The organism is Streptomyces sp. NPDC039465 (assembly GCF_055639315.1).
In genome coordinates this window covers 73,553-91,588 of sequence record NZ_JBVKAP010000005.1, presented here as the reverse complement: position 1 = coordinate 91,588, position 18,036 = coordinate 73,553, and the positions used below count along the sequence as shown (strand labels likewise).

18 protein-coding genes and 1 pseudogene are annotated in these 18,036 nt (G+C 71.9%); 11 read left to right on the top strand and 8 right to left on the bottom strand.

The genetic code is table 11. The features are described from left to right. Nucleotides 1–70: 70 nt before the first annotated feature. Entirely contained in the window at nt 71–598 is a 528-nt protein-coding gene (locus ACZ7LT_RS18310) for a GNAT family N-acetyltransferase (RefSeq protein ID WP_471237083.1), read from the top strand. Between the two features lie 24 nt (nt 599–622). On the opposite strand, the gene ACZ7LT_RS18305 is transcribed toward ACZ7LT_RS18310, so the two are convergent. Further along, the gene (locus tag ACZ7LT_RS18305; RefSeq protein WP_471237082.1) at nt 623–1,534 is read right to left on the bottom strand and encodes a glutaminase; all 912 of its coding nucleotides are present in this window, start codon (nt 1,532–1,534) and stop codon (nt 623–625) included. Beyond that, nucleotides 1,534–2,229 carry a demethylmenaquinone methyltransferase gene (locus ACZ7LT_RS18300; protein ID WP_471237081.1) on the bottom strand — a complete coding sequence of 232 codons (696 nt, stop codon included), beginning with the start codon at nt 2,227–2,229 and terminating at the stop codon, nt 1,534–1,536. Before ACZ7LT_RS18300 ends, ACZ7LT_RS18305 begins: the two co-directional genes overlap by 1 nt. Before the next feature lie 150 nt (nt 2,230–2,379). Between ACZ7LT_RS18300 and ACZ7LT_RS18295 the strand changes: the two genes are divergently transcribed. Together ACZ7LT_RS18295 and ACZ7LT_RS18290 are read left to right on the top strand one after the other, a co-directional pair. Continuing rightward, nucleotides 2,380–2,907 carry a SigE family RNA polymerase sigma factor gene (locus tag ACZ7LT_RS18295; protein ID WP_471237080.1) on the top strand — a complete coding sequence of 176 codons (528 nt, stop codon included), beginning with the start codon at nt 2,380–2,382 and terminating at the stop codon, nt 2,905–2,907. Nucleotides 2,908–2,915: 8 nt separating this feature from the next. Continuing rightward, the gene (locus ACZ7LT_RS18290) at nt 2,916–3,728 is read left to right on the top strand and encodes a hypothetical protein (protein ID WP_471237079.1); all 813 of its coding nucleotides are present in this window, start codon (nt 2,916–2,918) and stop codon (nt 3,726–3,728) included. Between the two features lie 24 nt (nt 3,729–3,752). Here the strand turns inward: ACZ7LT_RS18290 and ACZ7LT_RS18285 are convergent, their stop codons facing one another. The 3 genes from ACZ7LT_RS18285 to ACZ7LT_RS18275 form a co-directional block, all read right to left on the bottom strand. After that, the gene (locus ACZ7LT_RS18285; RefSeq protein ID WP_471237078.1) at nt 3,753–4,412 is read right to left on the bottom strand and encodes an amidohydrolase family protein; all 660 of its coding nucleotides are present in this window, start codon (nt 4,410–4,412) and stop codon (nt 3,753–3,755) included. Between the two features lie 7 nt (nt 4,413–4,419). Continuing rightward, nucleotides 4,420–5,619 (bottom strand): cyclic dehypoxanthinyl futalosine synthase, encoded by a 1,200-nt coding sequence (mqnC, locus tag ACZ7LT_RS18280; RefSeq protein ID WP_471237077.1) that lies wholly within the window; start codon nt 5,617–5,619, stop codon nt 4,420–4,422. Nucleotides 5,620–5,695: 76 nt separating this feature from the next. Beyond that, nucleotides 5,696–7,411 (bottom strand): serine/threonine-protein kinase, encoded by a 1,716-nt coding sequence (locus ACZ7LT_RS18275; protein WP_471237076.1) that lies wholly within the window; start codon nt 7,409–7,411, stop codon nt 5,696–5,698. Between the two features lie 168 nt (nt 7,412–7,579). Between ACZ7LT_RS18275 and ACZ7LT_RS18270 the strand changes: the two genes are divergently transcribed. Beyond that, on the top strand, nt 7,580–8,608 hold the full coding sequence (locus ACZ7LT_RS18270) for an alpha/beta hydrolase (RefSeq protein WP_471237075.1): 1,029 nt from the start codon (nt 7,580–7,582) through the stop codon (nt 8,606–8,608). A gap of 6 nt (nt 8,609–8,614) precedes the next feature. On the opposite strand, the gene ACZ7LT_RS18265 is transcribed toward ACZ7LT_RS18270, so the two are convergent. Further along, nucleotides 8,615–9,490: a menaquinone biosynthetic enzyme MqnA/MqnD family protein gene (locus ACZ7LT_RS18265; RefSeq protein WP_471237074.1), complete on the bottom strand. Its 876-nt coding sequence runs from the start codon at nt 9,488–9,490 to the stop codon at nt 8,615–8,617. Nucleotides 9,491–9,793: 303 nt separating this feature from the next. Between ACZ7LT_RS18265 and ACZ7LT_RS18260 the strand changes: the two genes are divergently transcribed. The 3 genes from ACZ7LT_RS18260 (at nt 9,794) to ACZ7LT_RS18250 (ending at nt 13,525) form a co-directional block, all read left to right on the top strand. Next, a complete protein-coding gene (locus ACZ7LT_RS18260; RefSeq protein WP_003967102.1) occupies nt 9,794–9,997 on the top strand; it encodes a cold-shock protein in 204 nt (67 codons plus the stop codon). Between the two features lie 205 nt (nt 9,998–10,202). Further along, nucleotides 10,203–12,329, top strand: coding sequence for an NACHT domain-containing protein (locus ACZ7LT_RS18255; protein WP_471237073.1), 2,127 nt, complete (start codon nt 10,203–10,205; stop codon nt 12,327–12,329). A 194-nt stretch (nt 12,330–12,523) separates the two neighbouring features. Further along, the gene (locus ACZ7LT_RS18250; RefSeq protein ID WP_471237072.1) at nt 12,524–13,525 is read left to right on the top strand and encodes an AraC family transcriptional regulator; all 1,002 of its coding nucleotides are present in this window, start codon (nt 12,524–12,526) and stop codon (nt 13,523–13,525) included. A 37-nt stretch (nt 13,526–13,562) separates the two neighbouring features. Here ACZ7LT_RS18250 and ACZ7LT_RS18245 read toward each other — a convergent pair whose 3' ends face one another. After that, nucleotides 13,563–14,678, bottom strand: coding sequence for a hypothetical protein (locus ACZ7LT_RS18245; protein ID WP_471237071.1), 1,116 nt, complete (start codon nt 14,676–14,678; stop codon nt 13,563–13,565). Nucleotides 14,679–14,862: 184 nt separating this feature from the next. Between ACZ7LT_RS18245 and ACZ7LT_RS18240 the strand changes: the two genes are divergently transcribed. From ACZ7LT_RS18240 to ACZ7LT_RS18230, 3 genes and pseudogenes are all read left to right on the top strand, one after another. Then, complete coding sequence (locus ACZ7LT_RS18240; RefSeq protein WP_471237070.1) at nt 14,863–15,447, top strand: Tat pathway signal protein; 585 nt, start codon at nt 14,863–14,865, stop codon at nt 15,445–15,447. 62 nt (nt 15,448–15,509) lie between these two features. Further along, the gene (locus ACZ7LT_RS18235; RefSeq protein WP_471237069.1) at nt 15,510–15,635 is read left to right on the top strand and encodes a hypothetical protein; all 126 of its coding nucleotides are present in this window, start codon (nt 15,510–15,512) and stop codon (nt 15,633–15,635) included. 195 nt (nt 15,636–15,830) lie between these two features. Further along, nucleotides 15,831–16,998 (top strand): annotated as a pseudogene (locus ACZ7LT_RS18230) (lipase family protein). A gap of 50 nt (nt 16,999–17,048) precedes the next feature. Here the strand turns inward: ACZ7LT_RS18230 and ACZ7LT_RS18225 are convergent. Then, nucleotides 17,049–17,411, bottom strand: a complete 363-nt coding sequence (locus ACZ7LT_RS18225) for a cupin domain-containing protein (protein WP_471237068.1) — start codon at nt 17,409–17,411, stop codon at nt 17,049–17,051. Between the two features lie 87 nt (nt 17,412–17,498). On the opposite strand from ACZ7LT_RS18225, the gene ACZ7LT_RS18220 reads away from it, so the two are divergent. Next, the gene (locus ACZ7LT_RS18220; protein WP_471237067.1) at nt 17,499–17,933 is read left to right on the top strand and encodes a DnaJ family domain-containing protein; all 435 of its coding nucleotides are present in this window, start codon (nt 17,499–17,501) and stop codon (nt 17,931–17,933) included. The last annotated feature ends 103 nt before the right edge of the window (nt 17,934–18,036 follow it).

The window sequence follows — 18,036 nt, the reverse complement described above, 5'->3', positions numbered from 1 at the left end:
GGTGCCCAATCGGCACGGAACATGTGCAGTCTATGCAGCGAGAGAGATCATGAATCGGAAGGGCCGCCTGATGACCAGCACGACGACTTCACCTTCCCGGCCGCTGCCCGCCGTAGGGCTGCGTGTCCCCACCGACGAGGACGCCCACGCCTGGCACCGCGTCTTCGACGACCCGGACGTCATGGAGTTCCAGGGCGGCCCGGCCGAACTCTCCGTCTACGAGGAGTTCACCGCCCGCCAGCGGCTGCACGACGCCCGGTTGGGCTTCTGCCTGTGGACGCTGCTCGACGCGGACGGCGAGGTCGTCGGCTTCACCGGCGCCCAGCCCTGGCCCGAGGAGAAGGCCTGGGGCCCGGTCGGCGAGATAGAGATCGGCTGGCGTCTTGGGCGCGCGCACTGGGGCCGCGGGTATGCGACGGCGGCCGCGGCCGCGACGGTCGAGCGGGTCAGGGCGGCGGGCCTGACCCAGGTCTGCGCGATGATCGACGCCCGCAACGCCCGCTCGGTTGCGGTGGCGGAGCGCCTCGGCATGCGGCTGGCGGAGGAACTGCGCACCCCCGGCGGGAATCCGGCCCTGCGGTACGTCCTGGACCTTTGAGGCGTCGGCTTCCAGGACATCAGGTCAGAAGACGGACAGGCCGGTGAGGGTGGTGAAGCGGTCCAGCGCCGCGACGCCCGCCACGGAGTTCCCGCGCGCGTCAAGGCCCGGGCTCCACACGGCGAGCGTGCAGGTGCCGGGCACGACGGCGACGATCCCGCCGCCGACACCGCTCTTGCCGGGCAGCCCGACACGGTAGGCGAACTCCCCTGCCGCGTCGTACGTCCCGCAGGTCAGCATCACGGCGTTGATCTGCTTGGCCTCGCTGCGGGTCAGCAGCCGTGAGCCGTCGGCGCGCAGCCCGTGCCGGGACAGGAACCGGGCGGCCAGGGCGAGGTCGGCGCAGCTCATCTCGATCGAGCACTGCCAGAAGTAGTGGTCGAGGAGGGCGGGCACGGGGTTGTCGATGTTGCCGTACGAGGCCATGAAGTGGGCCACGGCGGCGTTGCGGTCGCCGTGGTCGTGCTCGGAGGCGGCGACCTCGGCGTCGAAGCCGACGTCGGGGTTGCCGCTCTCCTGCTGGAGGAAGGTCAGCAGTTCGCTGCTCGCGTCGCCGGTCAGGGTCTGCAGCCGGTCGGTGACGACGAGCGCGCCCGCGTTGATGAACGGATTGCGCGGGATGCCGTTCTCGTACTCCAGCTGCACCAGCGAGTTGAAGGGGTTGCCGGAGGGCTCCCGGCCCACCCGGTCCCAGACGCTGTCGCCGCCCTCGGCCAGGGCGAGGGCGAGCGCGAAGACCTTGGTGATGGACTGGGTCGAGAACGGCACCTGCCAGTCCCCGACCCCGTACACCGTGCCGTCCAGGTCGGCGAGGGCCATCCCGAACCGCCGCGGATCGACGCCGGCGAGGGCCGGGATGTACGCGGCGGGCGTACCGCTGCCGACCAGCGGGGCGACGTCCTCGGCGATCCGCTCCAGCACCGACTGGTAGTCCACTACGCGTCCTTGAAACCCCGGTGCATGGCGACGACCCCGCCGGTCAGGTTGCGCCAGGCCACCTTCGACCAGCCGGCCTTCCGCAGCAGCCCGGCCAGCGAGGGCTGGTCCGGCCAGGACTGGATGGACTCGGCGAGGTAGACGTAGGCGTCCGGGTTGGAGCAGACCGTACGGGCCACCGGCGGCAGCGCGCGCATCAGGTACTCCTCGTAGACCGTCCGGAACGGCGCCCAGGTCGGGTGCGAGAACTCGCAGATCACCACGCGCCCGCCGGGCTTGGTCACCCGATACAGCTCGCGCAGCGCCCCTTCCGTGTCCTGGACGTTGCGCAGGCCGAAGGAGATCGTCACCGCGTCGAAGACACCGTCACGGAAGGGCAGCTTCGTGGCGTCGCCGGCCGTCAGCGGCAGCCACGCGTGGCGCTTCTTGCCCTCCCGGAGCATGCCGAGGGAGAAGTCGCACGGCACGACGTACGCCCCGGTCGCCGCGAACGGCAGGGAGGACGTACCCGTACCCGCCGCCAGGTCCAGGACCTTCTCGGCCGGGCGGGCGCCGACCGCCTTGGCGACCTCCTTGCGCCACCGCCGGGCCTGGCCGAGCGAGATGACATCGTTGGTGAGGTCGTACTTGGCCGCGACGTCGTCGAACATCGAGGCGACTTCGTGCGGCTGCTTGTCCAGGGATGCTCGGGTCACCCAGCCATTGTGGCAGCCGCCCCTCGGGGACTCCCGGGAGCCCTGTCCGCCGAAATTGCCTTTCAACCTTTTCCAGCGCCCCGGACTCAAGGAGGGGTGACAGTCAGGCCTGACGTCGGACACCAAGAGATGGACACAGAAGGGGGCTCGATGCCCGCACCGCACGGCTCGGACGGATTCGAGGAGTTCGCCCGCGCCGGTCAGCAGCGGCTGTACCGCACGGCGTATCTGCTCTGCGGCGACGCGGAGACCGCCCGTGATCTCACCCAGACCACCCTCGCCAAGCTGTTCCAGCACTGGCGGAAGGTGGCGGCGGCCGATCATCCGCACGCCTACGCGAAGACGGTACTGACCCGTACCTTCCTCGCCGAGCGGCGGCGCCGGCTGCGCGACCTGCTGGCGTTCACCACGACCGGCGGGCTCGCTCCGGCCCCCGTGGCGGCCCACGCCGATCTGCGGGTCACGCTGCTCGCCGCGCTCGCGGAGCTGCCGCCACGGGCCCGCGCGATGGTCGTCCTGCGGTACTGGGAGGACCTGAGCGTGGAGACCGTCGCCTCGCTCCTGCGCTGCAGCGAGGCGACGGTCAAGAGCCAGTGCTCCCGCTCGCTCGCCCGGCTGCGCGAACGCCTCGGCGAAGCCCATCTCTACGCCACCGACCACCACGCCACCGGAAGCTGAGGCCCACCGTGGACGACGAAACGATCGTCAAGGACGCCATGGACCGCACGACCGACGACCTGCCGCCCCTGCCCGACCTCGTACCGCTCGCGATCCGCCAGGGCCGCGGGCGCATCGCCCGTACCCGGCTGGCCGTGGTCGCGGGCAGCTTCGCCACCGTGACGGCGGCGGCGCTCGGGCTGACCCTGCTGCCCGGCGCGGGCTCCGAGGCGACGACGCCCGCCGCGCCGCCGGCCGCGTCGCCCTCGCCCTCCGCGTACCGCACACCGGTCACCCTGGAGCCGACGCCCGGCCAGAAGCCGCCGGAGCAGGTGGCCGACGCGGAGCGGCAGCGTCTGGCCGACTTCCAGCAGCGGGCGGCGGCCCTCCTCGACGAGCTGCTGCCGGACTCCGTCACGGACGTCCGGCCGGTGGCGGACCATGTGCGGCAGTACCGCATCACCGCGGGCGGGCGAACCTTCCCGCTGCTCCTGTCCGTACGGCCCTCCGACGAACAGCAACAGCCCTGCCCGACCGTCCAGGACAAGCGGATGACGTGCTCGGTCGTGGACCTCGGCGGCGGGCGCAGCGCCCAGGCCCTGACGATGGCGATGGACGGGCCCGGCACGTTCGGCTCGGAGGTGTCCCTGCGCCACGGCCGCAGCCGGGTTTCGCTCTCCGTGACCCCGTCCGAGCAGACGAAGACACAGCCGGCCGTCTCGAGTCCGGTCACCACCGACGCGCTGCTCACCGTCCTGCGGGACGCGCGCTTCACGGACCTGCTCACGTACGCGGACGAGCATCCGGTCCAGAAGAAGGACACCTCGGTCGTCGGAGGCTGACGGCAGGCCGGTGGCGCGCCCAGGTCACCGCCTGCGGTGCACCAGCCGCCCTGCCAGCACCGTCGCCACACAGCAGGCCGCGCCCCGCTCCAGCAGGGCCGCCTCGTCGGGCGCGTCGAAGACCGCGAAGTCGGCGCGCCCGCCGACGGCCAGCGGCCGCTGGATCGAGCCGGCCAGGTCGTAGCCCTCGACGAACGGGTCCAGGCTCGGGCCTTCCAGGAGGATGCCCGGGCCGCCGAGGTACGAGACCGCCTCCAGGCCCACGCGGGCCACCGGAGCCGCGAGGAGCGGATCGCCGGCCCTGATGGCGACCGCGGTGGTGCCGTGCCGCAGCATCTGCTGAAGTCCCCGCCGCACACTGCCCGCCCGGCGGCCCGGGTCCCGCTCCAGCTCCGCCGCCAGGTCACCGAGGGACTCCGGCCGCAGCATCTCGGTGCCGAGCTCGCCGGCCTCGCGGGGGTCGGGGAAGTAGCAGCGCCTGAGCAGCCAGACCGCGTGCCACTGGCGCAGCCCGGGGGTGAGCACCCCGGGCCACTCCCTCACCCGGGCCGCCGGATGGGCGGCCGTCAGCTCGCCGCGCGGCCCGAAGGCCGCGATCCGGTCGCCGTCGACGAGGACCGCCCCGCCGGGCACCGGCTCGGCACCCACCGGCAGCAGCAGGTCCGCCGTGTGAAGTGTCAGCAAGGCGGGGTCAGTTGGCGCTGAGGAGCTTCAGCTCCGGGTGGGCCGTGCCGCCCTCGATCGCCGTGGAGGAGATGTGCGAGACCACGCGTTCGTCGACCGGGTCGTTCGCCGGGTCGTCGTGCACGACGATGTGCTCGTAGGTGGTCGTGCGCTGCGCCGGGACGCGGTCCGCCTTGCGGATCAGGTCCATGATCTCCTGGCGGTTGGAGCGGTGCTTGGCACCGGCCGAGGAGACGACGTTCTCCTCCAGCATGATCGAGCCCAGGTCGTCGGCGCCGTAGTGCAGCGCCAGCTGGCCGGCCTCCTTGCCGACGGTCAGCCAGGAGCCCTGGATATGGGCGACGTTGTCCAGGAACAGCCGGGCGATCGCGATCATCCGCAGGTACTCGAAGACCGTGGCCTGCGTGCGGCCCTTGAGGTGGTTGTTCTCGGGCTGGTACGTGTACGGGATGAAGGCCCGGAAGCCGCCCGTCCGGTCCTGCACGTCACGGATCATGCGCAGGTGCTCGATGCGCTCGGCGTTCGTCTCGCCGGTGCCCATCAGCATCGTGGAGGTGGACTCCACGCCCAGCCGGTGGGCGATCTCCATGATCTCCAGCCAGCGCTCGCCGCTCTCCTTGAGCGGGGCGATGGCCTTGCGCGGCCGCTCGGGCAGCAGCTCGGCGCCGGCGCCGGCGAAGGAGTCCAGACCGGCCGCGTGGATCCGGCGGATCGCGTCCTCGGCCGACACCCCGGAGATACGGGCCATGTGCTCGACCTCGGACGCGCCGAGGGAGTGGATGACCAGCTGCGGGAACGCCTTCTTGATGGCGGAGAAGTGCTCTTCGTAGTACTCGACGCCGTAGTCGGGGTGGTGGCCGCCCTGGAACATGATCTGGGTGCCGCCCAGTTCGACGGTCTCCGCGCAGCGGCGCAGGATGTCGTCGAGGTCGCGGCTCCAGCCCTTCTTGGTGTCCTTGGGGGCCGCGTAGAAGGCGCAGAACTTGCAGGCCGTCACACAGACGTTGGTGTAGTTGATGTTGCGCTCGATGATGTACGTCGCGATGTGCTCCGTACCGGCGTACCGGCGGCGGCGTACGGCGTCGGCGGCCGCGCCCAGGGCGTGCAGCGGGGCGTGGCGGTAGAGGTCGAGGGCCTCTTCGGGGGTGATCCGCCCACCCTCGGCGGCGCGGTCAAGGACGGACTGAAGGTCGGCCTTCTCGGTCACCGGATGTACCTTTCGGCGGGTCTGCGGACGGTCCGAACCAGCCTACGCCAGCCCCTTCGGTCCTTTTCGGGCCCCCTCACCGGGACCGTTCCAGTGTCGCCCGCGGGTTGCCGGCGCGTGCCTCGTCGGAGGTGTACGTCAGCTTGCCACCGGTCAGTGCCAGCTTCACGGTGTGCTTGTCGCCGGTGCAGGTGTTGCCCGCCTTGTCGCTGGCGGTGCCTTCCGCGACCAGCTCCCGCTCGGTGACCTCGCGCAGGACGAGGTTGTCCTCGCAGGAGAAGTTGCCGAGCGCGTCGAACTGGTTGACCGTGCCGACCTTCTGACCCGTACTGCCCCGGGTGAGGACGACGGTGAAGGTGCCCGCCTGGAGTTCGCTGCCCGCGAGGGTCACCTTGAAGGGGCCCTTCCAGGTGCCGATGTACGCGGCGGGTACGGCGCCGGGCTTCTCTGCGGTGTCGGTCTTGGTGGCGGCCGGGGGCGGGGTCGAGCCGGTGCCGCCCGCCCTGTTCGCGTCCGTGCGGCCGGGCAGCAGGTCGAAGAGGAACAGGCCGCCGAGCGTCACCGCCGCCATCGACCCGGCGACGGCGAGCGCGACGGTGCAGCTGAGCCGCCGGCCCTGGCGGGGCCCGCGCTCCGAGCTGGTGGTGAGGGAGACCGACACCCGGCCGTGCCCCTGGGCGGTGTCCTCGCCGGCACGGGGCGCGGGGACGGGCCCGTACGGCCCCGGATCGGTCAGGTACGGCCCGGTGGCCGCCGCACCGCTCGTCGGCGGGCCGGAGGCGTACTGCCCCGAGGTGTACGGGTCCGCGGGCTCCACGGGCGGGCCGAAGACCCCGATCGCCGGGCTGGTGAACGGCACCGGCCCGGAGGCGGACGGTTCGGCCGCGGCCGGTTCCAGGTCGAGGAGGCGGACGGCGTCCAGGCTGACCTGTTCCACCAGCGGTCCGGGCAGCCAGCCGCCCTGGATCACCGCGGCGGCGCCGCCGGGCGCGAGGACGCGGGCGATCTCCTCGGTCGCGGGCCGCGCGGCCGGGTCCTTGGCGAGGCAGCGCACCACCAGCTCCCGCAGCTCGCCGCCGAGCAGCCCGGCCTCCCCGAGCTCCGGCTCCTCGTGGACGACCTTGTAGAGCAGCGCCGCGGACGAGTCGCCGGGGAAGGGGGCGCCGCCGGTGGCGGCGTAGGCGAGGACCGCGCCGAGCGAGAAGACGTCGGCGGCGGCGGTCGCGTCGGTGCCGAGGATCTGCTCGGGGGCCATGTAGCCCGGGGAGCCGACGGAGACGCCGGTGGAGGTGAGCGAGGCGGTGCCCTCGGTGGCGCGGGCGATGCCGAAGTCGATGAGCCGGGGGCCGTCCAGGGCCAGCAGCACGTTGGACGGCTTCACGTCGCGGTGGACGAGCCCCAGGGCGTGGACGGCGGTCAGCGCCTCGGCGAGCCCGGCGCCCAGGGCCCGTACCGTCGGCTCGGGCAGCGGGCCGTGCTCGGTGACGGCCTGGCTCAGCGGCGGTCCGGCGACATAGCCGGTGGCCACCCAGGGCACGGGCGCGTCCGGGTCGGCGTCCAGGACGGGCGCGGTCCAGGCACCGCCGACGCGCCGGGCGGCGGCCACCTCGCGGCGGAACCGGGCCCGGAACTGCTCGTCCAGCGCGAAATGCGGATGGACGACCTTCACGGCGACCGTACGGCCGCCCTCGCTGCGGGCGAGGTAGACGCGGCCCATGCCGCCCGCCCCGAGCCTGCCGAGCAGCCTGTAGGCGCCGATGGTCCGCGGTTCGCCGGCTTCCAGCGGCTGCATGTGCTTCCCCCTGCTCCCGCTCCTGAGTCAGTTCAGCAGCGTAGAGCCCCGCGTGGGGCGGATCACGGGGATTGGTCGCCCGGCCGGGCCAACCGATCCGGGCCGCCGCCACTCTTCGGTTCCGTAATCACCCCCCTTGTCCTGGAACCCCGACTCGGAGTCACTGCCATGAAACGCCTCACCAAGGCCCTCATAGCCACCGTCGCCCTCGGCTCTGTCGTGCTGGTCTCGGGCTGTTCGGGCGAGGGGGACCCGGTCTCCTTCGACGGCCCGAGCGTCTCGCCGCCCGCGCCCGGCAAGCCCCCGACGGGCAAGGCGAAGGAGGCCGCCGCCAAGACGGTGATGCCCACCGGCCCCAAGGCCGACTTCCGCACCCAGAACACCCTCGACGACGGCACCAAGATCGGTGTCACGACGCTGCGCGGCGAGAAGTCCGGCTTCACGGGCAAGGTCTGGGTCTGGGCGCCCAAGCAGTATTTCGACCCGAAGTACGCGAACAGCGGATTCCCCGTCCTGATCGCCCTGCCGGGCGGAAACGGCTATCCCAACAACTACTGGATGGGTACGGACCTGAAGCTGCAGAGCAGCATCAGCCGGTGGGCGGAGGAGGGAAAGAGCCTTCCGTTCATCGTCGTGATGCCTGTTCTCAACCCGGACGCCGACCACTACTACGACGGCAGTGATATTCCGGGGCAGCCCAAAATGGGCACCTGGATGGCCGAGGACGTCCCGGATTTCGTACGAGCGAATTTCCGTACGTTCGCCGCGCGGGACGGCTGGGCCTTCATGGGTTCGTCGTCCGGCGGCTTCGTGGGCCTCAAGTCCGTGCTGAAGCACCCCGACAAGTTCAAGGCGGTCATCGCCTCGGGCCCGGACACCGTGCCGGACTCGCCGCTCTGGGCGGGCCATGAGGCCGAGAAGCAGGCCAACAACCCGGAGAAGCTGGCCAAGGCGCTCGCCGCCACCCCGGGCGGCAAGGACAAGGACGTCTACGTGGCCTTCCAGATCGGCACGAAGGAAGGCGGCCTGTCCAATCTGAAGAAGTTCATGAAGAACTACACCAAGGGCCCGGTGAAGACCCGCCTCCAGGTCATCGAGGACGGCTCGCACAACGCCCGTACGTATGTGAAGGGCATGGGGGACGGCTCGATCGAGTGGATCAGCAAGCAGATGCAGGCCCCGATCCCCGCGTCGTAGCCCCGGTCAGGGAGTCATCGCGCCGAGCAGTTCGACCCGTACGTCTGCGGGGTAGCCCGTCGTCGGACCGGTCCGGCGGGCGAACTCCCGTACGCCGGCGAGCTGCTCGGCGCCGAAGCGGAAGTCCAGGGTGGTGAAGTAGCGCTCCAGGAGCTCCGCGTCGAAGGACTCCCAGCGGGCCGCCTGCTCGGAGACCTTGGTGACCTCCTCCAGGGAGAGGTCCCGCGAGGCGAGGAACGCCTCGTGGACCTTCCGTACGACCTCCGGCTCACGTGCCAGATAGTCCTTGCGGGCGGCCCACACGGCGAAGACGAACGGCAGCCCGGTCCACTCCTTCCACATCAGCCCCAGGTCATGGACCTGGAGGCCGAGCCGGGGCGCGTCGTGCAGCGAGGCGCGCAGCGCCGCGTCGCCGATCAGCACGGCCGCCTCGGCCTCCTGCATCATCAGGCCGAGGTCGGGCGGGCACGTGTAGTAGTCGGGTGTCACGCCGTACCGCTCGGCGAGCAGCAGCTGCGCGAGACGTACGGACGTGCGCGAGGTGGAGCCCAGTGCGATCCGCGCCCGGTCCAGGTCCTCCAGCGGGCGCTGGGAGACGATCACGCAGGACATGACCGGGCCGTCGCAGCCGACCGCGATGTCGGGGAAGGCCACGAGATCGTCGGAGTTGCGCAGGTACTCCACGAGGGTGACCGGGCCGATGTCGAGATCTCCGGCGATCAGCCGCTCGCTCAGCTTCTCCGGGGAGTCCTTGGTCAGCTCCAGGTCGAGCAGCGTCCCGGTGCGGGCCAGGCCCCAGTAGAGGGGCAGGCAGTTCAGGAACTGGATGTGGCCGACCCTGGGCCGGGTCCTGGCTCCGCCGACGGTGAAAGATTTGTCCACATCGTGAGGCTAGACCCCGCGAGGGCCCCGACATCGTTGGGGGGCCTGCGATCCGCGGTTGTCCGGCGTTCGCACGATCTTCGCCGGCACATCGTCAGCGCATCAAGGGTGCATCAAACGTACGGGTGACGTGATCTTTCCCTCTACCGCTTCCGACACCCTGCGTGCTACGCTCAACGCAAGTTGCAGTTTGGTTTCCCTTGCAGTACAGAGCCTGCGGAGCATGTGACCCGCAGGCTTTTGTAGTTTTCAGACTTGTTTCAGGTTCTGGAGCAGGGCAACCCTTTGGCCCAAGGAGGGCTTATGGCTACCGGAACCGTCAAGTGGTTCAACGCTGAAAAGGGCTTCGGCTTCATCGCCCAGGACGGCGGCGGCCCGGATGTCTTCGTCCACTACTCCGCGATCAACGCGTCCGGGTTCCGCTCCCTCGAGGAGAACCAGGTCGTGAACTTCGACGTCACGCAGGGCCCGAAGGGTCCGCAGGCGGAGAACGTCACCCCGGCCTAAGGTGCCCGGGTCGGCGATCGTCAGCTGATAGCAGTACCCAAGGAGCCCCGTCCACGCCTCGTGCGCGGAACGGGGCTCCTGCCTTTTGTTTTGCGGGATTCTCCCGGTCGCGCGCCTTGGGTTGTGTGGCCTTGGTTGCGGGGGACGCGCCGGTCGCTGGATGATCCTGGGCGTGATGGGGGCACGCCGGTCGCGCCGGTTATCCGTGTGGTTGGTCGTGGTCGGCGCCGCGGCCGTCGTCGGGGCGACCGTCTGGGTCGCCTCCCATCTGAAAGCCGGGCAGTCCGCGACGGACGTCGCCACCCTGGTCGGCGTGCCGATCGGCCTGACCGGCCTCGTCGTCGCCCTCATCAGCCTCCGCGCCACCCTGGCCACCCTCGGCCAGCCCGCCGACGCGGCCGCCGCCGCCCGGTCCGCGGCGACCACGCTCGCCGGACAGATCCGGGCCGCCGAGGCCGAGCAGTGGAAACGGCTGGTCGGCGGCGATGTCGAGCGGATCAATCTGCACTACAGCCTGCATGCGAACGCCGACCCCGCGGCGGCGCTCGCCCCCACACCGGCCGGCCGGCTCTACACGAAACCGGACGGCGCGGCCGGCGCGCCGCTGCCGGACATCACCGCCTTCTACCGCGGCACCCGGCCCGCCCGCCTGGTCGTCACCGGGGCGCCCGGCGCCGGGAAGACCGTGCTCGCCCTGGAGCTGATACTGGGGCTGCTGAAGAGCCGGGCCGACACCGACCCCGTACCCGTGCGGCTCTCCCTCGCCGAGTGGGACATGCACGCGCTGCCCCGCCTGAAGGACTTCGTCGCCGACCATCTCGTCCACGCCCTCGACTGGCACCCCAAAAGGGCCCGCCAGCTCATCGACCACGGCATGGTCCTGCCGGTCCTCGACGGCCTCGACGAGATGGACGCCACCCTCAGCCACGCGGGCACCGCCCTCCTGGACGCCGACGGCCACCCGCTGCCCGACCCGGCCGCGCCCCGCGCCCGGGCCGCCCTGGACCGGCTCAACGCCTACCAGGACGCCACCGACCGCGGCCCGCTCGTCGTGACCTGCCGCAGCGCCCACTACGACGCCCTCCCGGAGGAGGACCGGCTGCGCACGGCCGCCCAGGTCCGGGTGGACGCCGTCGGCCGCGACGACGCCGCCGCGTACCTGGAGCGCCGCAGCGCGGGCTCCCCCCGCTGGCAGCCCCTGCTCCGGCATCTGCGAACCGACCCGGCCGGGACGCTCGCCCAGTCGCTGTCCACGCCGTGGCGGCTCTCCCTCACCGCCGTCGTCTACCGCCGCCAGGGCGACCCGGGCGAGCTGCTGCACCACGCCACCCCGGCGGACCTCGACGACCACCTGCTGGCCCGGCTCATCCCGGCGGCCACCGACCTGGCGCCGAACCCGCGGGGCTACAAGGCGAAGGACGTGCACCGCTGGCTCGCGTATCTGAACAAGGCGACCCTGCCGGACCCGGCCACCGCGGGGCCCGGCGCGGCGATGGGCACGGATCTGGTGCTGCACCGGCTGTGGTCGCTGGAGGGCCGCAGGGACGTACGGATCATGGACGGGCTGATGACCGCGCTCCTCGTGATGGCGCCGGTGCTGGCGCTGCGGATCGCCCTGACCCCGGACGCCTTCTGGCAGCTGAACCCGGACATCGAGGTCCCGTACCTCGCCTCACGCGTCCTGCTGTTCACCGCCATCGCCGCCCTCGTAGTGGCGTTCGGCCGCTCCGGTCCCGCCACCGAGTCGCCCCGGCGCACCCACTGGGAGCGGCTGCGGACCGCCGAGGGGCTCGGCCAGGTCTCCGTCGGGCTCCTGCTGGGCGCCGTGGCCGGAGCCTTCGTCGGCGTCCTCTCCGTCCTCGCGGACGCGGTGAACGGCGATCTGGAGCTCTCCCTCAGAACGACCCTGCTGATCGGGATCGTGCCGGGGACGGTCAGCGGCATGCTGCTCGCCCTGGGGGGCGCGCTGAGCCACAACCCCTCGGAGATGTCCGGACCGCGCGGCCTGATCCGCGACGACACCCGCAACGCCCTCGCCGTGGCGCTGCCGTACGGAGTGGGGCTCGGCGCGCTGAGCACGGCCGCCCATGGGGCCGCCGTGGGCGTCTCGCTCGGCATGGCCGCGCTCGTGGGGCTGGTGCTCGCGGTCGGGGCCGCCTCCCGGCGGTACGCCGTGTTCCTGTTCTGCGCCGCCCCGCGGCTGCCGCTGCGGCTCGGCGCGTTCATGGACTGGGCTTGCGAGGCCGGGCTGCTGCGGCTGTCCGGTCCGGCGTACCAGTTCCGGCACCGGGAGCTCCAGGCCTGGCTGGCCCGCAACCCCAGCCCGCCCTGACCGCTCATGTTCCCGAAGGCCCGTACGAGCTCCTCGATCCGGTCGGCGTACCGCCGCCTCTCCCGTACGGTGTCGCGCAGGGCGGTGTACGAGACCGTGGTCCCCTTGCCACGCAGGGCCGCCCGCCCCACCGGCATGACGGGAAACGTCACCCCCGCTGACCTCCGCGCTCATCCCCGCTACCGTCGATGACCATGGCGAGGCGGACGATCACCGTGCACCATGTGCGGGCCGTGCTGCGCGGGGCCCGGCGGCGGGGCCTGGACACAGCGCCGCTGCTCCAGGCCGCCGGCATCCCCCCGCTGCTCCTCGGCGACGACCGGGCGCGGGTGACCCCCGATCAGTTCGCGCTGCTGTTCCGCGCGTTGTACCGCGCCACGGACGACGAGTTCCTCGGCCTCGGCTCCGCGCCCAGCCGGCCCGGCACGTTCGCGATGATGTGTCACGCCTCGCTGGGCTGCCGGGACCTCGGCGCGGCGATCGCCCGCGGCACCGACTTCTACCGGCTGTTCCCCGGCGGGCCCGATCTGAGCCTGCGACGGCAGGGCTCGGAGGCGCTGTTCGTCATACGCAACGACCTGCGGCGGGACGAGGACCGCTTCCTCGCCGAGTGTCTGGTCATCATCTGGCACCGGCTGTGCAGCTGGCTGGTGGGCCGCCGGATCCCGCTGCTGCGCGCCGGATTCGGCTATCCGCCGCCGCCGCACAAGGACGAGTACGAGGAGCTGTTCGGCTGTCCGGTCCACTTCGGCGCCCCGGTCACCGGGGCCGCGTTCGAGGCGCACTGGCTGGCGGCGCCGCTGGTACGGGACGAGGAGGAGCTGGCCGGTATGCTGCGGCGCTCGCCGTTCGAACTGCTGAGCCGCCGCGCGTACGGCACGACGACGGGCGAGCAGGTCCACCGGGCACTGGCCCAGGCGCTGCGGGCCTCGCCCCGGCTGCCGTCCCTGGGCGATCTCGCGGCCCGGCTCGCGGTCAGCCCGGCCACGCTGCGCCGCCGGCTCCAGGAGGAGGGCACCTCGTACCAGCGGCTCAAGGACACGGTCCGGCGGGACGCGGCGATCGCCGGCCTGGCGGAGGGCCGCGAACCGATCGCGGCGATCGCGGCGCGGCTCGGCTTCTCCGAGGACACGTCCTTCCACCGGGCGTTCCGCCGCTGGACGGGGACGACACCGGGGGCGTACCGGGGGCGGTGAAGGGGGCCGCGCGCACGAGCACACGGGGCCCCTTCGGTCACACCGCGTCAGGCTGCCAGATGACCCGGTCGGCGTAGACGTGGGCGGTGGGCGACAGGCGGTACGAGCCGACCCCGGCGGCCTCGGCGAGCACCCAGCCCTTCCCCTGGTAGGCGGTGGGGGCACCCTCTCGGGGCACCGCGCACCGGCCGGTGTCCGTGACGACGGTCCGCCTCGCCGGCACGTCCAGGGTGTGGGTGCCCGGCCCGTTCGGACAGGGGTGGAACTCCTGGCTTCGTACGTACTCCAGGCGGACCCTGACCGTCGCCTTGCTTCCGCCCTGGTTGGTGACCTTGAGGGCGAAGGAGACGCGCTCGGCCTCGACGCGCGTACACACCCTCCAGACCACCGCTCCCGGTCCCGCGAACGGGGCACTGCAGCGGCTGTCCTCGCCCAGGGTCCCCTTCTCCAGCCCCGGTGACTCCGCAGGGGCCGGGCCGCCGGGGGCGGCAGAGGTCACGTCGGCCGGTGGCCGAGGAGTGTTGCTTTCCGGGGAGGTCGTGGCCTTCTTCTCGCCGTCGGGCTCCATCACGGCCGTGGTGACGACGACCGCCGTGACGGCGGCGACCGCCGCGAGCGCGGCGCTCAAGGAACTCTTGAGCCATCCGGGCCGGTCGCGCCTCGGCCGCGTGCGGCTCCCGGCCGCCGGAGTCGGCTCCGCGCCACGGTCGAGCTCGCCCTCGGTGCCGGGCCCGAGAGGGAGGCCTGCGCCCTCGACGTCGTCGGCGAACCCCTCACTCGCGGGGGCCTGCAGACAGGCACCGGCCCTCTTCCTCCACCCCTTGTGTTCCATCAGCTGCCTCTGCAGATGGTCCACCCTTTCGGCCAGCCGCATCAGATCGGCGGCGTCAGGGCCGGGCAGTCGCAGGACCCGTACGACGTCCCGGGTCAGTGCCACGCCCGGCAGCGCCGCCTGGCCCTTCCAGATCTGCTCACGACCGCTCAGCCACCTCGAGACCCGTCCCTGGTCGATGCCCAACCCGTTGACGAGCACTTTCTGCGGCCGCCCGTCGAGCGCACCCCTGACCTTCTGGGACCAGGCGTCGAGGGCATCGGCGAAATCCCCCGCCAGCTCCTCGAACGCCCCGCCCTGCTCCTCTTCCACCTCGGACACCCCTCGCCTGATTGCACTTCAACGCTGAAACCGCTGGTCATGAGCGGTGCAAGGTGCGCTGCATCATGCACCGCGCCGACGCCCCTGGCTCCGCCCAACTCCCCCCGGCACTCTCGATTGTGACGGCGCGCCGATCATGCCGCGCCGTAACCCACGAGCCCCTGAAGCGCGAGAGGAACACACCGTGATTCGAACGAAGGTTCGCACCGGCCGTATCGGGTCGACCCTCCTGGCCGCGGCACTGCTCGGCGTCGCGACGCCCACCCTGCTGCCCGCGAGCGAGGCACAGGCCGCCCCGACCGGCCGGGTGTGCCTGTTCCAGGACAAGGAGGGCGCCAACGGCGCCGGTCACGTGGCCTGGGCTGTCCGTAACCCCCAGAACACCGGCCACTGGATCTGGGGCGCGACGGAGGGCGTCGGCGGCGCCTCCTACATCCGGCCCGGCGCGCCGAACGGCAGCTGGATCAAGGGCGGTACGTGGACGCAGCTCCGCGGCAGCATCAGCCTGGCCCGCTACGACGCCTACCGGTGCATCAACACCGCCGGCGGCAACCTCCAGGCCGCCCAGCGAACGTACAGCCAGATGAAGGCGAACGGCTACGCCGTGCTGACCAACAACTGCCTCACCAAGTCGCTCGCGATCTTCCGCAGCTACAGCCCTGCCCTGACCAGCACCTACCTGCCCGACGGCAAGAACAAGGCGCCCAACTACTACTTCACGACCTCGCTGAACAACTCCCGGGGCTGGGAAGCGGCCCGCAGCTACTGACCGGCCCGGCCTGTCAGCGATCTGCGACGTCATCGAACCGAACCACGAAAGGAACGACCACCATGTGCCAGCGATGCAAGGGCGACGGCAAGTGCACCACCTGCGGCGGCTCCGGATACAACTTCGGCGCCAAGTGCGGCAGCTGCCGGGGAAGCGGCGACTGCAAGGCGTGTGACGGCCGCGGCTGAGCACCCCTGAACCGGGGCGGGCAGGGGCTCCGGCTCCTGCCTCTCCGCGATCCCTCACGGCCCGCCGCTCGTCGCGGCGGGCCGTGCCTGCGTACCCCGGTCAGTGAAGCTGAGCATCCCGGTCAGCGCCGTACCTACCGGCCAGTCACTACGGTCTCCCCCATTCCCACCCCCACGTCCGTTGGGAGAGCCGCAATGCGTGTACGCACCCGGGTGCTGGTCTGTCTGGCCGCGCTCGCCCTCTCGGCAGCCCTGCCGCCGGCCACCGCCACCGCCACCGCCACCGCCTCCGCCGAGGAGACCGGTCGGCCCGGCGAGCTCGTCTCCGTGCGGGAGTCCGCCTTCCATCCGCTGCCCGGTCAGCCCACCCTCACCAAGGCCTGGAAGATCCACTACCGCTCGACGAGCGCAACCGGCGCCCCCAACACCGTCTCCGGGACCGTGATCGTCCCGCAGGACGGCCGCACCGGCCCGCGCCCCCTGATCACCTATGCCGTCGGCACCGTCGGACTCGGCGACTCCTGCGCGCCGAGCAACGGCTTCCCCACGGGCACCACCGCGGAGGCCAACCTCATCCAGCAGCTCACCTGGCGCGGCTGGGCCGTCGTCGTCACCGACTACGAGGGCCTCGGCACCCCCGGCGAGCACACCTACACCGCCGGCCGCGCCGCCGGGCACGCCGTCCTCGACGCCGCGCGGGCCGCGATCCGACTGCCCGAGGCGGGCCTGTCGGCGGACCCCCCCCGTCGGGATCATGGGCTATTCGCAGGGCGGTCAGGCCGCTGGCTGGGCGGCGGAGCTGCACGGCTCGTACGCCCCCGAGCTGGCGGTGAAGGGCACGGCCACCGGCGGTGTGCCGGCCCGCCTCGACCGGCTGGCGGCCGTGCACGACGGCTCGTACGGCTCCGGGCTGCTCTTCATGGCGGCCGCCGGGCAGGACGCGGCCTTCCCCGAGCTGAAGCTGGACTCGTATCTGAACCCGGCCGGCAAGGCCCTCATCGGCTTCTTCCGCGACAACTGCGTCGCCGTCGACACGACCGTCGGCTCCTTCAAGAAGATCTCCGACCTGACGCTCCGCAACCCGCTCGAAACGCCGGAGTGGCAGAGGCGGCTGCACGAGTCCGACCTCGGCACCCGCACGCCGGACCACCCGGTGTACCTGTACCACGCGCTCGGCGACGAGCTGATCCCGTACGCACAGGGCAAGCAGCTGCGCGCGGACTGGTGCGGCCGGGGCGTGAACGTGCGCTGGCGCACGATCGTGCTCGGTGAACACGTCTCCGGGGTGATCACGGAGGCGTCGGCGGCCCAGAACTGGCTGGCCGACCGGTTCGCGGGCGAACCCACGACCGGCGACTGCTGACGGGACGGGGGCGGGGCCCGTACGGCGGGAGGCCGTGCGGGTCCGTCCCGTCAGCCCTGAGCCTTGATGTGGTCCATCACCCGCTGGAACTCCACCGTCGGCGAGAAGTCGATGAACTCGCTGTCCTCCAGCGCCTCCGGAACGTGGCCGGGCGCCCAGTAGACCGCCTGCCCGGTCTCGTAGACCTGCTCACCCGACGCGGTCGTCATCTTCACCTTGCCCGAGACGATGTAGGCCCAGTGCGGGCACTGGCACCGGTCGTCGGGCAGGCCCTTGAGCGCGGGCCCCATGTCCGTGCCCTTGGGCAGGGTGATGAACGCGACGCACATGTCTCCGCCGAGCTCCTTCATACGGACTTCCACACCGTCGCCTTCGACCTCGATCGGAGCGTCGGCGCGTGAGGTTGCTGTCATGGCGTACCCCTTCCTCTGGTGGGTGACAGGGCACCCCTTCCAGCTTCGGCCCGGCCACGCCGCGCCGCGACCTCTACGCTGGAACGTATGACCGAGCGCAAACCCCCCGGCGTGAGCTTCGAGTCATTCGTGGACAGGCAGATCCGCGAGGCGGAGCAACGCGGCGACTTCCGGCGGCTGCCCGGCTTCGGCAAACCGCTCGCCGACGACACCGCGCCCTACGACGAACTGTGGTGGATCAAGGGCAAGCTGCACCGCGAGGGCGCGGCCGTGCTGCCGCCCGCGCTGGCCCTGCGCAAGGAGGCCGAGGACGCGGTGGAGGAGATCGCCGGGGCCGGTACGGAGGCGCGGGTACGGCACATCCTGACGACGGTCAACGCGAAGATCGAGGCGGCCCTGAGGCGCCCGCCGCCGGGACCGCCGCTGAACGTCACGCCGTTCGACGTGGAGGCGACGGTGGCGCGGTGGCGGGCGGAGCGGTCTGCGCCGGGGTCTGTGCCGCGGTCTGCGCCGCCCAGGTGAAACGGCCCGGCAGCCGGGCCCGTCCACGGCCGTTCGGCTCCCTTCGGGGCCTCTTCGGTGGCCCACTGGGAGGAGAGCCACCGTGACGAAGAAGTGCCGATGA

What these genes read in the sequence shown, in the direction of transcription:
- ACZ7LT_RS18220 (WP_471237067.1), top strand. Translation starts at nt 17,499, where the DNA reads ATGACCGAGCGCAAACCCCCCGGCGTGAGCTTCGAGTCATTCGTGGAC.
- ACZ7LT_RS18250 (WP_471237072.1), top strand. Translation starts at nt 12,524, where the DNA reads ATGGCGAGGCGGACGATCACCGTGCACCATGTGCGGGCCGTGCTGCGC.
- ACZ7LT_RS18235 (WP_471237069.1), top strand. Translation starts at nt 15,510, where the DNA reads ATGTGCCAGCGATGCAAGGGCGACGGCAAGTGCACCACCTGCGGCGGC.
- ACZ7LT_RS18295 (WP_471237080.1), top strand. Translation starts at nt 2,380, where the DNA reads ATGCCCGCACCGCACGGCTCGGACGGATTCGAGGAGTTCGCCCGCGCC.
- ACZ7LT_RS18260 (WP_003967102.1), top strand. Translation starts at nt 9,794, where the DNA reads ATGGCTACCGGAACCGTCAAGTGGTTCAACGCTGAAAAGGGCTTCGGC.
- ACZ7LT_RS18310 (WP_471237083.1), top strand. Translation starts at nt 71, where the DNA reads ATGACCAGCACGACGACTTCACCTTCCCGGCCGCTGCCCGCCGTAGGG.
- ACZ7LT_RS18275 (WP_471237076.1), bottom strand. Translation starts at nt 7,411, where the DNA reads ATGCAGCCGCTGGAAGCCGGCGAACCGCGGACCATCGGCGCCTACAGG.
- ACZ7LT_RS18225 (WP_471237068.1), bottom strand. Translation starts at nt 17,411, where the DNA reads ATGACAGCAACCTCACGCGCCGACGCTCCGATCGAGGTCGAAGGCGAC.
- ACZ7LT_RS18270 (WP_471237075.1), top strand. Translation starts at nt 7,580, where the DNA reads ATGAAACGCCTCACCAAGGCCCTCATAGCCACCGTCGCCCTCGGCTCT.